The sequence below is a fragment of the Dechloromonas sp. ARDL1 genome (genome assembly GCF_051122455.1).
Classification (GTDB): Bacteria; Pseudomonadota; Gammaproteobacteria; order Burkholderiales; family Rhodocyclaceae; genus Azonexus.
In genome coordinates this window covers 1,978,083-1,992,098 of record NZ_CP168939.1, presented here as the reverse complement: position 1 = coordinate 1,992,098, position 14,016 = coordinate 1,978,083, and the positions used below count along the sequence as shown (strand labels likewise).

Here is a 14,016-nt window from a genome sequence, read left to right as displayed (position 1 = left end):
CATGAAATGAGCAGCGGATTCGGTAGGCTCGCATTGATAACTGGAGCGAGTGGGTTTGTCGGCAATCGATTGCTTTCAGCACTTGAGGCAGACGGTGTTCCCTCAAGAACTCTCTCGCGAATGTGGCGCGATAGCAAGAATGTGGTGGTTGGGGACTTGCAGGATGCAGCCTCCTTGGGGTTGGCCTGTGAGACTGTCGATACCGTGTTTCATTGTGCCGGGTATGCTCACGCGTTCTCGGCATTGAATCAGGATGAGGCAGTACGGCATCAGTTAATCAATTTTGAGGGGACACGCAATCTCGTGAATGCTGCCGGCCAGGCGGGTGTAAGGTGCTTTGTGTTTCTGTCCAGTGTCAAGGCTATGGCCGAGCCACGTGATGCTTGCGCAGACGAAGATTGGCCAGGTCTTCCTCAAACGGACTATGGGCGTGCCAAGCGTGCTGCAGAAGAAGCGGTGCTCGAGGCTGGGGTGCGTTATGGCATGCACGTGGTCAACTTGCGCTTGGCCATGGTCTATGGCGCCGGAGGGAGGGGAAATCTGGAGCGTATGGGTCGGTTGATCCGTTTAGGGATTTTTCCTCCACTGCCGGAAACTGGTAATCATCGTTCTTTGGTTCACGTTAACGATGTTGTTTCGGCGATACGCTTGGTAGTCAGTGATTCTCGGGCTGCTGGGCAAACATACATTGTGGCAAATGAATTCGCTCCGTCAGGGCGGCAGTTGTACGAAGCGATTCGAGGTGTGTCAGGTTTGCCTCGTCGGGGGGGGGCGGTGCCAAGGTTCTGGCTTCAAGGTTTGGCCAGGATTGGTGATGGCCTAGGCCGTGTTTCAGGCCGGCGCATGCCTTTTGATAGTGAGGTACTGCAACGCCTTTTGGGGTCGGCTTGGTATTCACCGGCGCGCATTAAGAGGGATCTGGGTTGGGGCGCACAGATATCCTTGGAGGATGGCCTCTCCGAGATGATGTCAGGCGGATTGAGTTTATGATGAAGCGAATTCTTGACCTTATGCTGGCTCTATTAGCCTTGCTGGTCCTGATAGTCCCTATTGTGCTCGTAGCATTGTTAGTAAGAATCACATCTCCTGGGCCTGTATTGTATTGGTCAGATCGTGTTGGTCGCCACAACTGTCTGTTCAAGATGCCTAAGTTCCGAAGTATGCGTGTCGATACGCCCGCCGTCGCAACGCATTTGCTTGAGAATCCCAAGGCTTGGTTGACTCCGATCGGATCATTTCTTCGGAAGTCTAGCCTTGATGAACTGCCGCAACTGTGGAGTATTTTGCGCGGTGATATGAGTTTTGTCGGTCCGCGACCTGCGCTGTTCAATCAGGATGATCTGATCGCACTGCGTACCGCGTGCGGGGCGCATGAACTGGTACCGGGGCTGACTGGCTGGGCTCAAATCAACGGACGCGATGAGTTACCGATTTCCGAAAAGATCAGGCTGGATGCGGAGTATTTGGAGAGAAGGTCGCTAGTCTTTGATATCAGGATTCTTTGGCTGACTTTTATAAAGGTGTTACGTCGAGACGGGGTGTCGCATTAAGTAAGGGGCAGGGCAGGTTACAATTGACCATTTGCCTGAATCTCCGAAAGTTTTTTCATGTTCAACCCCCGTACCCTTGCTGCTTTTATTCACGACTTGGTTGCTGTCGTGTTGGCATGGGGCATGGCCTTCGCGTTCCGCTTCAATTTTGACATTCCGACGGAGTTCCTTTCATCTGGCCTGAAGTCAACGCTTTGGATTTTTCCTCTGTTCGGTGGGCTGTTTTTCGCATTTGGGCTATATCGTGGTCTGTGGCGATTCGCTAGTCTGTCGGATATGCAGCATATCCTCGCGGCGGTCTGCGCTGGGGCATTGCTGGTCGTGCTTGCGGTAGTCTTTCTTGGTTTTGGGCCAATCCCGCGATCTGTGCTCGTTATGCACCCGCTGTTGCTGGCTGTGTTGATGGGGGGGAGCCGTTTTGCATATCGCAGCTGGAAGGAACACCGTCTTTATGGCCCAGCTAGGATGCGGGGGCAGCCGGTCCTGATACTGGGGGCTGGCGAGGCTGCGGACTCGCTGTTGCGGGAGATGCAACGAAGTGGGTTATGGTACGCAGTGGCATTGATTGACGACAATCCCTCCAAACAGGGGCGACGCCTGCGCGGACTGCCTGTTTACGGGCCATTGGATATGATCGCGCAGGTGGCGGAGAGCTACGATGTGAAGCATGTGGTCATGGCAATGCCTTCGGCTCGTCCTGCTGTGCGGCGCGCAGCAGCTGAGCTGGCAGCGGCAGCAGGTCTGTCGATTATGACTATGCCGTCGTATGATGATTTGCTGGCAGGGCGTCTGTCTGTCACCAATATCCGCAGGGTGGAGTTGGAGGACCTGTTGGGGCGGGAGCAGGTGTTTCTAGATGACGACAGTTTGCGGGCGATGTTGGCGGATAAGGTTGTTCTGGTAACCGGTGCTGGCGGGTCGATTGGTTCTGAGCTTTGTAAACAGATCGCGCGCTTTAAGCCTAGGCATTTGGTGTTGGTCGATTCTTCTGAGTTTGCGCTTTACCAGATTGACGAGGTTCTGCAGCAGGTTTTTCCAAGCGTACGGCGGCACTGTTGGGCGGCGGACGTTCGTGATGCCTCGAGAGTAGCCGAAATCATGGCCGCAGAAAGACCGGCGATGGTTTTTCACGCCGCCGCATACAAGCATGTTCCGCTGATGGAGGATGTTAACGCTTGGCAAGCTGTGCGCACCAATGCCCTGGGAACCTACACGGTGGCAAAAGCAGCAGTCGCGGCCGGTGTCGAGCGTTTCGTCCTGATTTCGACCGACAAGGCAGTCAATCCAACGAACGTCATGGGGGCGACGAAGCGTTTGGCCGAGCGCTTGTGTCAGACGGTAAATGCGGAACAACGCACAAAAATTGTTACCGTTCGCTTTGGTAACGTACTCGGTAGCAACGGAAGCGTGATTCCCAAGTTCCGCGAGCAAATTGCTCGGGGCGGCCCGGTGACTGTCACTCATCCCGATATCGTTCGCTATTTTATGACTATACCGGAAGCAGCGCAGCTGGTACTTCAGGCCGTATTGATGGGTAGGGGGGGCGAGATTTTTGTCCTCGACATGGGGGAGCCGGTTCGGATCGTCGATTTGGCACGGGATATGATCCGCTTGTCCGGCTTTTCGGAGGATGAAATTCGTATCGAGTTTTCGGGCCTGAGACCGGGTGAGAAGCTCTATGAGGAGTTGCTTGCCGATGATGAAACCACCCTGCCCACGCCACATCCAAAATTACGCATCGCTCGTCTTGCAGATGCAATGACGGACGAAGAGCGGGGCGATATCCTGGCTTGGCTGCAGGCGGCTGTTCGCTTCGAAACCGATGTCAAGGCGGCCCTGAGCCGTCATGTTCCCGAGTACAACCCATCGCGCGCGTTCTAGTATCTTTGGCCTGGATATTTGACCAGTCTGCGCTTTTCCTTTCAGCTATTGCGATACACCATGGAATTTCTTGACCTTCCCCAATTATGCTCTGCCAACGGTGGCGTACGACTGCCAGGTTCGAAAAGTATCTCCAATCGTGTTCTGCTTCTGGCGGCTCTGTCCGAAGGTGTCACCGAGGTTCGTGACCTGCTGGCTTCCGATGACACCGAGCGCATGCTCGATGCGCTCAGGGCGCTGGGCCTCGGTGTGGAGCATTTGGGCGCGGAAAGCTGGCGCATCACCGGTAGTGGCGGGCGTTTTCCGGTGAAGGAGGCAGAGCTTTTTCTCGGTAACGCCGGCACGGTTTTTCGTCCGTTAACTGCTGCCCTGGCGCTTTCTGGCGGTAATTACATCCTGAAGGGTGTCGCCCGTATGCACGAGCGGCCGATTGGCGACCTGGTCGATGGACTACGTCAGTTGGGCGCCGATATCTCCTATCTGGCGAATGAAGGTTATCCGCCGCTGCAATTGAAGCCGGCCAGCATCCAGCCGGGTGGCGTGGTCAAGGTCCGCGGCGATGTATCCAGCCAGTTCCTGACCGGCTTGCTGATGGCCTTGCCGTTGACGGGTGAGGAGGTGGTTGTCGAGGTGGTTGGCGAATTGATTTCTAAGCCCTACATCGAGATCACGCTGGCGACGATGGCTCGCTTCGGCGTTGTTGTGGAGCGTGACGGCTGGCAGCGTTTCATGATCAAGGCGGGGAGCCGCTATGTTTCGCCGGGAACGATCTATGTCGAGGGAGATGCCTCGTCGGCTTCCTATTTCCTTGCTCTTGGCGCCATCGGCGGTGGGCCGGTGCGTGTTGAAGGCGTTGGCCGAGACTCAATTCAGGGCGACGTGAAATTTGCAGAGGCTCTGGCTCAGATGGGGGCGCTGATTGCTGTGGGGCCGAACTGGATGGAGGCGAAGGCGCCGGAGGGGGGGCTGGTCGCGGTCGATCTGGATTGCAATCACATTCCTGATGCCGCGATGACGCTGGCTACGGCCGCCCTGTTCGCCAAAGGCACGACTACCCTGCGTAATATCGCCAGTTGGCGGGTCAAGGAAACTGATCGCATCGCGGCGATGGCGATCGAGTTGCGTAAGCTGGGGGCGGAAGTCGAGGAGGGGGCGGACTACATCCGTGTCACACCGGCAGTCCTGCATCCGGCTGCTATCGACACCTATGACGACCACCGCATGGCGATGTGCTTTTCGCTGGCAGCTTTCGGCACGCCGCTGCGTATCAACGATCCGAAGTGCGTTGCCAAGACTTTCCCGGATTACTTCGAGCGTTTTGCAGCGGTGACCCGTGCGGCGCCGGTCATTGCCATTGACGGCCCGTCGGCTTCGGGCAAGGGAACGGTAGCGGCACGGGTGGCCGAAGCGCTAGGTTTTGCCTATCTGGATTCGGGGGCGCTCTATCGCCTGACGGCCCTGGCTGCGAAACAAGCCGGCGTCTATTGGGCTGACGAAGCCGGCGTTGCCGGATTGGCGGCAGTCCTTGACGTGGAATTTTCCGGCAACAACATTCGGCTCAATGGTGCTCTGGTTGGTGATGCCATCCGCACCGAGGAAATGTCGGCCGGTGCCTCGAGAGTTGCCGCTTTGCCGGCCGTGCGCGAGGCGCTCTTGTTCCGTCAGCGTGCGTTCAATAGGCTGCCCGGCCTGGTTGGCGATGGCCGTGACATGGGGTCGGTCATTTTCCCGAAAGCCCCGCTCAAGGTCTTCCTGACGGCGAGTGCCGAGGCGCGTGCCGAACGTCGCTATAAGCAGTTGATCGAAAAAGGGTTCTCTGCTAATCTCCCGGACCTTCTGGCTGATCTGCAGCAACGCGATGCGCGCGATTCGCAGCGCAGCGTGGCGCCGCTTAGGCAGGAGGCTGATGCCAAGCTGCTCGACACCACGCATCTCACCATCGATCAGGCGGTGAATCAGGTGCTGGAGTGGGCCAGGGAGGCGTCTTTATAAAGGTGTTGCCGGCTGCAACGGTCGGTAACATGTTCTTAACCTCAACCCGCTGCGGGTCTCGCGATTCGTGGCAAGAAGGTCTGTCCGTAATGGAATCTTTTGCTCAACTTTTTGAAGAATCCCTGGCCCGCCAGGAAATGCGTCAAGGCGAAGTCATCACTGCCGAAGTGGTGGCCATCGATCACAATTTCGTCGTGGTCAATGCCGGCCTGAAATCGGAATCCTATGTTCCGCTCGAAGAATTCCTGAATGATCAGGGCGAGATCGAAGTCAAGGAAGGCGACTTCGTTCAAGTTGCCATCGAAATGCTGGAAGACGGCTACGGCGCTACGCGCCTGTCGCGCGATCGCGCCAAGCGCATCGCCGCCTGGAACTTCCTGGAAGAAGCCCTGAACAACAACACCCTGGTCACCGGCACCATCACCGGCAAGGTCAAGGGCGGTCTGACCGTCATGTCCAACGGCGTCCGCGCGTTCCTGCCGGGCTCTCTGGTCGACATGCGTCCGGTCAAGGACACCACCCCGTACGAAGGCAAGACCCTCGAATTCAAGGTCATCAAGCTGGATCGTAAGCGCAACAATGTCGTGATGTCCCGTCGTGCCGTGCTCGAAGCCACCGCTGACAAGGATCGCGAAAAGCTCCTCGAGAACCTTAAGGAAGGCACCACCGTCAAGGGTATCGTCAAGAACATCACCGACTACGGCGCATTCGTTGATCTGGGCGGCATCGATGGTCTGCTGCACATCACCGACCTGGCCTGGCGCCGCGTCCGTCACCCGAGCGAAGTGCTCAACGTTGGTGACGAAGTTACCGCCAAGATCCTCAAGTTCGACGCAGAGAAGAACCGCGTCTCCCTGGGTATGAAGCAACTGGGCGACGATCCGTGGGTTGGTATTGCCCGCCGTTACCCGGCCGGTACTCGCCTGTTCGGCAAGGTCACGAACCTGACCGACTACGGTTCCTTCGTTGAAATCGAACAAGGCATCGAAGGCCTGGTGCACGTCTCCGAAATGGACTGGACCAACAAGAACGTCCATCCGTCCAAGGTCGTTTCCCTGGGTGACGAAGTCGAAGTCATGATTCTGGAAATCGACGAAGAGCGTCGTCGCATCTCCCTGGGTATGAAGCAGTGCCTGCCGAACCCGTGGGACGATTTCGCCATGAACCACAAGAAGGGCGACAAGGTCCGCGGTGCCATCAAGTCGATCACCGATTTCGGCATCTTCATCGGCCTGCCGGGTGGCATCGATGGTCTGGTTCACCTGTCCGACCTGTCCTGGTCCGCGACTGGCGAAGAAGCCATCCGCAACTTCAAGAAGGGTGACGAAGTCGAGGCCGTCGTGCTCGGCATTGACGTCGAGAAGGAGCGTATCTCTCTGGGTATCAAGCAACTCGAAGGCGACCCGTATACCAACTTCATCGCTACCCACGAGAAGAACAGCATCGTGCGCGCTACCGTCAAGACGGTGGATGCCCGCGGCGCCGTGCTGACGCTGGATGGCGAGAACGAAGGTTACCTGCGTGCTTCCGAGTTCTCGCGTGATCGTATCGACGACCTATCGCAACACCTGAAGGTGGGCGACGAAGTCGAAGCCATGATCATCAACGTGGATCGCAAGACCCGTGGCATCAACCTGTCCATCAAGGCCAAGGACAATGCCGAACAGCACGAAGCGATGCAGAAGCTGGCTTCTGAATCCGCCTCCGCTGCTTCCGGTACGACCAACCTGGGCGCCCTGCTGAAGGCCAAACTCAACCAACAAGGCTGATAAGGCACTAGCATGACCAAATCCGAGCTCATCGCCCGACTGGCGGAGCGGTTTCCGCAGTTGGTGGCGAAGGATGCTGATTTTGCGGTCAAGATGATTCTCGATGCGATGTCCGAAGCGCTGGTGCGCGGAGATCGCATCGAGATCCGCGGATTCGGCAGCTTTGCGCTCAACTACCGGCCACCGCGTGTTGGACGCAACCCCAAGTCGGGGGAGAAGGTCAGTGTGCCGGCTAAATGGGTTCCCCATTTCAAGGCCGGAAAAGAGTTGCGCGAACGGGTCGATCAGATGATCTGACGCCGGGCTTGGCTCAATGTGGTAGATTCGGGGCAGTGAGTCGTTTCACTGCCCCTTTTTATTGAATGTCATGACAGCATTGACTTGGGCCATTCGGCTCATCATCTTCATTTTTTTGGTGGTGTTTGCCGCCCAGAACACTGATCCGGTCAGCCTGAGGCTTTTGCCGGGGCAGATATGGCAAGCGCCGCTGGTGCTTGCTTTGCTCGCTTTCTTCGTCGGGGGCGTGATCATGGGGGCGCTTTCGTTGCTCGGTGTGATCTTCCGCCAGCGGCGCGAGATTTCCCGGCTGAAAAAGGCGGCTGCCCGCAAGCCACAGGTGCCAACCATAGAACCTCCTCCTGTTGTATGAGCGAGGTTGTTGATTATTGGCAGCTGCTGCTGATTCCGGTTTTTTTTGGTCTGGGTTGGGCGGCTGCGCGTGTTGACATGCGGCAGGTCATTCACGAATCACGAGCATTGCCGCGATCCTACTTCCAGGGCTTGAATTTCCTGCTCAACGAGCAGCCCGATAAGGCCATCGATTCTTTTCTCGAGGTTGCCAAGGTTGACTCGCAAACCGTCGAGCTGCATTTCGCGCTGGGCAATCTCTTCCGACGACGCGGCGAAACCGAACGTGCCATCCGCATGCACCAGAACCTGATCGATCTGCCCGATCTCGACGAACGTGTGCGTTTGCAAGCTCTATCCGAACTGGGGCAGGATTACCTGAAGGCCGGTTTGCTTGACCGGGCGGAAGAAATTTTCAACAAGCTGCTGGGTACCTCGTTCGAAGAGGAGGCCAAGCGCAACCTGTTGGAAATCTACCAGGTCGAGAAAGAGTGGCTGAAAGCCGTCGGAATCGCCCGCGAAATGCCTGATGTCGCCTCGCATCGCGAAATCGCCGAGTATTATTGCGAGTTGGCGGCCAACGAAATCATGCGCTCGCGCCCTGATGAGGCACGACAATATCTTGATATCGCCATGCAGGAAAACCGCAAATGTGTGCGTGCAAGCTTGTTGCAAGGGGATTTGCTGCTTCAAGAAGGCAGGCCCCAGGAGGCGATTGAGGCTTGGCTGCGTATCGAGCAGCAGGACCCTGCCTATCTGGCACTGGTCGCCCAGCGTCTGCTGGAAGCCCATCGCAAGCTGGAGCGCCTTGCCGAGGGTATTGCCTTACTCAGCGGCTATCTGGAGCGTTACCCCTCTTTGGACCTTCTCGAGGTGGTCTATCAACTGGTTCTCGAAAGCGAAGGTACCGAAGCCGCTTATCGTCTGGTGCGTGCCGAATTGCAACGCAATCCGACGTTGCTTGGTCTCGAGAAATTGATGAGTGCGCGACTACCGCTTGCGGCACCTGAGGTCAGGCCGGATGTCGAACTGGCGAAGGCTATCATCCAAGGCTATACCAAGCGTCTGTCGCGCTATCGGTGCGATAATTGTGGTTTCAAGGCGCGCCAGTTTTATTGGCGCTGTCCGGCCTGTGGCGGCTGGGAAACCTATCCGCCGCGCCGTGGTGAAGAATTTGATCAATCCCTGTAGGAAGTCTTATGAAAATTACTGTTGTCGGCACCGGTTATGTCGGTCTGGTCAGTGGTACCTGTCTGGCTGAAGTGGGCAACGATGTCCTGTGCCTGGACGTCGATCCGGAAAAGATTCGTATCCTCGAAGAAGGTGGTATCCCGATCTATGAACCGGGTTTGCAGGAAATGGTTCGCCGCAACGTTGCCGCTGGCCGACTGCACTTCACTACTGATATTGAAAAGGCTGTCCAGCACGGTACCGTTCAGTTTATCGCGGTCGGCACGCCCCCAGATGAGGATGGCTCGGCCGATCTGCAGTACGTCCTCGCAGCTGCCCGCAACATTGGCCGCTTGATGACCGACTACAAGGTCGTCGTCGACAAGAGCACCGTGCCGGTCGGTACCGGTGCCAAGGTTCACGCCGCCATCGCCGACGAACTGCAGAAACGCGGTGTTTCCACGCCGTACAGTGTCGTTTCAAATCCGGAGTTTCTCAAGGAAGGGGCTGCTGTCGAGGATTTCATGCGTCCTGATCGTATCGTCGTCGGTGCCGAGGATGAGCAGGCCATTCACCTGATGCGTGCCCTCTATGCACCCTTTCAGCGCAACCACGAACGACTGATTGTCACCGACATCAAGAGTGCCGAATTGACCAAGTATGCGGCCAATGCCATGCTGGCGACGCGCATCAGCTTCATGAATGAACTGGCTAACCTGGCCGAAGTGCTTGGCGCCGACATTGAGATGGTCCGTCAGGGTATCGGCTCCGATCCGCGTATCGGTTACCACTTCCTGTACCCTGGTTGCGGCTACGGCGGCTCCTGCTTCCCCAAGGACGTTAAGGCACTGATCAAGACAGCCCAGGACGACGCCGACATCACGCTCAAGGTGCTGACCGCCGTAGAGGAAGCTAACGATGCACAGAAGCATGTGTTGACCAAGAAGATCCAGCAGAAATTCGGCGATCTCAAGGGTAAGCACTTCGCCCTTTGGGGCCTGGCTTTCAAGCCGAATACCGACGACATGCGCGAAGCGCCGAGCCGTGAGCTGATTGCCGACTTGTTTGCGGCTGGCGCCACGGTTTCTGCTTACGATCCGGTCGCCATGCACGAAACGCAGCGCATCTTCGGCGACGAGCCACGCCTGAAGTACGCCGAAAGTCCGATGGGCGCTCTGGAGGGGGCCGATGCGTTGGTTATCGCCACCGAGTGGAAAGAATTCCGTAGTCCGGATTTCGACGCCATCAAGGCTACTCTGAAGAACCCGGTCATTTTCGATGGCCGCAACCTCTACGACCCGAAATTCGTGCGTAACTCGGGCATCGAGTACTTCGCCATCGGGCGCTGAGAGAATCGCAAGATGCTGGAAAAGGTTTCGCAGGTTCGCCTGCTCGTGGTCGGCGATGTGATGCTGGATCGCTACTGGTTCGGCGACGTCAGCCGGATTTCGCCGGAAGCTCCTGTGCCGGTGGTCAAGGTTGAGCGCCAGGAAGAGCGTCTGGGAGGCGCCGCCAACGTGGCGCGCAATGCGGCGTCGCTGGGCGCCGTGACGGCTCTACTGTCGGTGGTCGGCGACGACGATGCCGGCCGCTCGTTGAGCCGCCTGCTTGAAGAGGGGCAGATCGATGCCGGCCTGCACGTCGACGACGATATCGACACCATTGTCAAGCTGCGCGTCATCGGGCGCCAGCAGCAGTTGCTGCGTATCGATTTCGAGACGCCACCGTCGCACGAAATCCTGCAGGCCAAGTTGGCCGATTTTGAGCGCCGTGTTGCCGATGCTGACGTGGTTATCCTGTCCGACTACGGCAAGGGCGGACTGACGCATATTTCCGATATGATTCGCATCGCGCGCGCCGCCGACAAACCGGTGCTGGTCGATCCCAAAGGCGACGACTGGGGTAAATATGCCGGAGCGACGGTGATCACGCCGAATCGTTCGGAACTGAAGCAAGTCGTCGGCAATTGGAGGAACGAGGAAGAACTGGTCGCCAAGGCAAACCGCTTGCGTGGTGAGCTTGGCTTGGAAGCCTTGCTCGTCACGCGCAGCGAGGAGGGCATGACCTTGTTCGCCGATGAGGTTCATCACCAGCCGGCAAAGGCGCGCGAGGTATTTGACGTCTCGGGGGCCGGCGATACCGTCATCGCCACGCTGGCTGTCATGCTCGCTGCCGGTGCCGCCTGGGACGAGGCCATCCGCATTGCCAACATCGCCGCCGGTATCGTCGTCGGCAAACTGGGAACGGCAGTCGTTACCCGCCAAGAACTGCTCGCTGCCTTGTAAGGAGAAACCCATGTATTACGTCGTCACCGGCGCGGCCGGCTTTATCGGCTCCAATATCGTCAAGGCGTTGAACGAGCGCGGCATCACAAACATCATTGCCGTCGATAACCTGACCAAGGCCGACAAGTTCAAGAACCTGATCGACTGCGAAATCGCCGATTATCTCGACAAGCACGATTTCATCGAGCGCATCCAGGCTGGCCATTACGATGGCGAGATCGAGGCTATCCTGCATGAAGGCGCCTGCTCCGACACCATGGAGACGGACGGCCGCTACATGATGGAGAACAACTATCGCTACTCGCTGATCCTGCTCGACTGGTGCCAGGATCAGGATGTGCAGTTCCTCTATGCCTCGTCGGCCGCCACTTATGGTGCCAGCAGCGTGTTCAAGGAAGAGCGCCAGTACGAAGGTCCGCTCAACGTCTACGGTTATTCGAAGTTCCTGTTCGACCAGATCGTCCGCCAGCGCCTGGCCAAGAATCCCTCGTCGCAGATCGTTGGCTTCCGTTACTTCAACGTCTATGGTCCACGCGAAACGCACAAGGGGCGCATGGCCTCGGTCGCTTTCCACAACTACAACCAGTTCAAGGCCGAGGGCAAGGTCAAGCTGTTCGAAGGCTCGCACGGCTACGAGAACGGCGGCCAGATGCGCGACTTCGTCTTTGTCGGCGACGTCGCCAAGGTCAATCTGTTCTTCCTCAACCACCCTGAGAAGTCCGGTATTTTCAACCTCGGCTCCGGCCGGGCGCAGAGTTTCAATGATGTCGCCGTCGCTGCCGCCAACGGCTGCCGCAAGGCCAAGGGCGAGACCGCCTTGTCGCTGGCCGAACTGCGGACCCAGGGCTTGCTCGAATACATCGCCTTCCCCGATGCGCTGAAGGGCAAGTACCAGGCTTTCACGCAGGGTGATCTGACCAAACTGCGCGAAGCTGGCTACGAAGCCCCGATGGCAACGGTGGAGGAAGGTGTTGCCCAATATATCGAGTGGCTGCATTGCAATGTATAAAACCCTGCAGGATTTTGTCGGCAATACGCCCCTGGTGCGCCTGGTGCGCATTCCAGGAGCGGATAACGACAAGCGTGGCAACGTCATTCTCGCCAAGCTGGAAGGCAACAACCCGGCCGGCTCGGTGAAGGACCGACCGGCTCTGTCGATGATCGTTCGGGCCGAGGCGCGCGGTGATATCAAGCCGGGCGACACGTTGATCGAAGCGACCTCCGGCAATACCGGTATCGCGCTGGCCATGGCGGCGGCGATGAAGGGCTACCGGATGATCCTGGTCATGCCCGAGAACCAAAGCGTTGAACGCCGTCAGAGCATGCGCGCCTTCGGAGCAGAACTGGTGCTGACGCCCAAGGATGGCGGCATGGAATTGTGTCGCGACGTCGCCGAAAAGATGCGTGACGAAGGCCGGGGCATTATCCTCGATCAGTTCGGCAACCCGGACAACCCGCTGGCTCACTACGAAGGCACCGGCCCGGAAATCTGGCGCGATACCGAAGGCAAGATCACGCATTTCGTTTCCAGCATGGGCACGACCGGTACCATCATGGGCACCAGCCGCTTTCTGAAAGAAAAGAGCCCTGCCATCCAGATTGTCGGTTGCCAGCCGGAAGAGGGTAGTCAGATTCCCGGCATCCGCAAGTGGCCGGAAGCCTATCTGCCCAAGATCTACGACAAGGCCAATGTCGACCGTATCGAATACGTCAGCCAGGCAGATGCCGAGGCGATGACGCGCCGTCTGGCCATGGAAGAAGGCATCTTTGCCGGTATTTCCTCGGGCGGCGCGCTGGCTGTGGCGCTGCGTTTGTCGCAGCAACTAGAGAATGCGGTCATCGTGTCGATCATTTGCGATCGCGGTGACCGCTATCTGTTGACGGGCGTTTTCCCGGCATGAAACCGGTTCTCGTCTTCGATATCGAGACTATTCCCGATGTGCCCGGCCTGCGCCGGCTCAACGATCTGCCGGGCGAACTGTCGGATGATGAGGTCGCAGAACTGGCCTTCCAGCAACGTCGCGCCAAGACGGGCAACGACTTCCTGCAATTGCATCTGCAGCGGGTGGTGACCATTTCCTGCGTGTTGCGGACCAGTGAAGGCCTCAGGGTCTGGTCTTTGTCCGAGCCGGATTTGAACGAGGGCGCCATCATCCAGCGCTTCTTCGACGGCATCGAGAAATTCACGCCGCAAATCGTGTCATGGAACGGCGGCGGTTTCGACCTGCCGGTGCTGCACTATCGCGGCATGTTGCACGGGGTGTCGGCACCGCGTTATTGGGACATGGGCGACGGCGATTATGCCGATTCCCGCGATTTCAAGTGGAACAACTACATCAGCCGCTACCACACCCGTCACCTCGATCTGATGGACCTGCTGGCGCTGTACAACGGCCGCGCCAACGCGCCGCTCGACGATTTGGCCAAGCTGTTCGGCTTCCCCGGCAAGCTCGGCATGGATGGCGGCAAGGTATGGGAGGCTTGGCAAGGTGGCCAGATCGCCGATATTCGTGATTACTGCGAAACCGATGTGATCAATACCTATCTGGTCTACAACCGTTTCCGTCGCCTGCGCGGCGAATTCACGGCCGAGGAAGAGATCGCCGAGGGCGAATTCGTCAAGGCCCAGCTGGCCCGCATCGGCGCGCCGCACTGGCAGGAGTTTCTCGCCGCCTGGGGCTGATGTCGGCCCGGGGCGGCGTTATAATCGCAAGTTCTCAAAACCTGAACGCAGAGAGATAA

The 14,016-nt window shown here is 57.9% G+C and carries 13 protein-coding genes; all 13 read left to right on the top strand.

All coding sequences use genetic code 11. The annotated features are described in order from the left end of the window. Positions 1 to 6: 6 nt before the first annotated feature. On the top strand, positions 7 to 990 hold the full coding sequence (locus tag AB6Q56_RS09810; RefSeq protein WP_434516860.1) for an NAD-dependent epimerase/dehydratase family protein: 984 nt from the start codon (positions 7 to 9) through the stop codon (positions 988 to 990). Continuing rightward, complete coding sequence (locus AB6Q56_RS09805) at positions 987 to 1,550, top strand: sugar transferase (protein WP_434516859.1); 564 nt, start codon at positions 987 to 989, stop codon at positions 1,548 to 1,550. The genes AB6Q56_RS09810 and AB6Q56_RS09805 overlap by 4 nt, the downstream gene beginning before the upstream one ends. 57 nt (positions 1,551 to 1,607) lie before the next feature. Then, complete coding sequence (locus tag AB6Q56_RS09800) at positions 1,608 to 3,431, top strand: polysaccharide biosynthesis protein (protein WP_434516858.1); 1,824 nt, start codon at positions 1,608 to 1,610, stop codon at positions 3,429 to 3,431. A 60-nt stretch (positions 3,432 to 3,491) separates the two neighbouring features. Next, positions 3,492 to 5,423: a bifunctional 3-phosphoshikimate 1-carboxyvinyltransferase/cytidylate kinase gene (locus AB6Q56_RS09795; protein WP_434516857.1), complete on the top strand. Its 1,932-nt coding sequence runs from the start codon at positions 3,492 to 3,494 to the stop codon at positions 5,421 to 5,423. 89 nt (positions 5,424 to 5,512) lie between these two features. Beyond that, a complete protein-coding gene (gene rpsA, locus AB6Q56_RS09790; RefSeq protein WP_434516856.1) occupies positions 5,513 to 7,192 on the top strand; it encodes a 30S ribosomal protein S1 in 1,680 nt (559 codons plus the stop codon). 12 nt (positions 7,193 to 7,204) lie between these two features. Beyond that, entirely contained in the window at positions 7,205 to 7,489 is a 285-nt protein-coding gene (locus tag AB6Q56_RS09785; protein ID WP_150430159.1) for an integration host factor subunit beta, read from the top strand. Positions 7,490 to 7,559: 70 nt separating this feature from the next. After that, entirely contained in the window at positions 7,560 to 7,841 is a 282-nt protein-coding gene (locus tag AB6Q56_RS09780) for a LapA family protein (RefSeq protein WP_434516855.1), read from the top strand. Beyond that, on the top strand, positions 7,838 to 9,010 hold the full coding sequence (gene lapB, locus AB6Q56_RS09775) for a lipopolysaccharide assembly protein LapB (protein ID WP_434516854.1): 1,173 nt from the start codon (positions 7,838 to 7,840) through the stop codon (positions 9,008 to 9,010). The genes AB6Q56_RS09780 and lapB overlap by 4 nt, the downstream gene beginning before the upstream one ends. A gap of 8 nt (positions 9,011 to 9,018) precedes the next feature. After that, on the top strand, positions 9,019 to 10,338 hold the full coding sequence (locus AB6Q56_RS09770) for a UDP-glucose dehydrogenase family protein (protein WP_434516853.1): 1,320 nt from the start codon (positions 9,019 to 9,021) through the stop codon (positions 10,336 to 10,338). A gap of 12 nt (positions 10,339 to 10,350) precedes the next feature. Further along, positions 10,351 to 11,274: a D-glycero-beta-D-manno-heptose-7-phosphate kinase gene (rfaE1, locus tag AB6Q56_RS09765; RefSeq protein WP_434516852.1), complete on the top strand. Its 924-nt coding sequence runs from the start codon at positions 10,351 to 10,353 to the stop codon at positions 11,272 to 11,274. A 10-nt stretch (positions 11,275 to 11,284) separates the two neighbouring features. Next, the gene (gene rfaD / locus AB6Q56_RS09760) at positions 11,285 to 12,283 is read left to right on the top strand and encodes an ADP-glyceromanno-heptose 6-epimerase (protein WP_434516851.1); all 999 of its coding nucleotides are present in this window, start codon (positions 11,285 to 11,287) and stop codon (positions 12,281 to 12,283) included. After that, positions 12,276 to 13,175 (top strand): cysteine synthase CysM, encoded by a 900-nt coding sequence (gene cysM / locus AB6Q56_RS09755; RefSeq protein WP_434516850.1) that lies wholly within the window; start codon positions 12,276 to 12,278, stop codon positions 13,173 to 13,175. Before rfaD ends, cysM begins: the two co-directional genes overlap by 8 nt. Next, on the top strand, positions 13,172 to 13,957 hold the full coding sequence (locus AB6Q56_RS09750) for a 3'-5' exonuclease (protein ID WP_434516849.1): 786 nt from the start codon (positions 13,172 to 13,174) through the stop codon (positions 13,955 to 13,957). The genes cysM and AB6Q56_RS09750 overlap by 4 nt, the downstream gene beginning before the upstream one ends. Positions 13,958 to 14,016 lie beyond the last annotated feature (59 nt).

Bases quoted from the DNA above. Each gene is read 5' to 3' on its own strand.
- AB6Q56_RS09810 (WP_434516860.1), top strand. From the start codon at position 7: ATGAGCAGCGGATTCGGTAGGCTCGCATTGATAACTGGAGCGAGTGGG.
- AB6Q56_RS09805 (WP_434516859.1), top strand. From the start codon at position 987: ATGATGAAGCGAATTCTTGACCTTATGCTGGCTCTATTAGCCTTGCTG.
- AB6Q56_RS09800 (WP_434516858.1), top strand. From the start codon at position 1,608: ATGTTCAACCCCCGTACCCTTGCTGCTTTTATTCACGACTTGGTTGCT.
- AB6Q56_RS09795 (WP_434516857.1), top strand. From the start codon at position 3,492: ATGGAATTTCTTGACCTTCCCCAATTATGCTCTGCCAACGGTGGCGTA.
- rpsA (WP_434516856.1), top strand. From the start codon at position 5,513: ATGGAATCTTTTGCTCAACTTTTTGAAGAATCCCTGGCCCGCCAGGAA.
- AB6Q56_RS09785 (WP_150430159.1), top strand. From the start codon at position 7,205: ATGACCAAATCCGAGCTCATCGCCCGACTGGCGGAGCGGTTTCCGCAG.
- AB6Q56_RS09780 (WP_434516855.1), top strand. From the start codon at position 7,560: ATGACAGCATTGACTTGGGCCATTCGGCTCATCATCTTCATTTTTTTG.
- lapB (WP_434516854.1), top strand. From the start codon at position 7,838: ATGAGCGAGGTTGTTGATTATTGGCAGCTGCTGCTGATTCCGGTTTTT.
- AB6Q56_RS09770 (WP_434516853.1), top strand. From the start codon at position 9,019: ATGAAAATTACTGTTGTCGGCACCGGTTATGTCGGTCTGGTCAGTGGT.
- rfaE1 (WP_434516852.1), top strand. From the start codon at position 10,351: ATGCTGGAAAAGGTTTCGCAGGTTCGCCTGCTCGTGGTCGGCGATGTG.
- rfaD (WP_434516851.1), top strand. From the start codon at position 11,285: ATGTATTACGTCGTCACCGGCGCGGCCGGCTTTATCGGCTCCAATATC.
- cysM (WP_434516850.1), top strand. From the start codon at position 12,276: ATGTATAAAACCCTGCAGGATTTTGTCGGCAATACGCCCCTGGTGCGC.
- AB6Q56_RS09750 (WP_434516849.1), top strand. From the start codon at position 13,172: ATGAAACCGGTTCTCGTCTTCGATATCGAGACTATTCCCGATGTGCCC.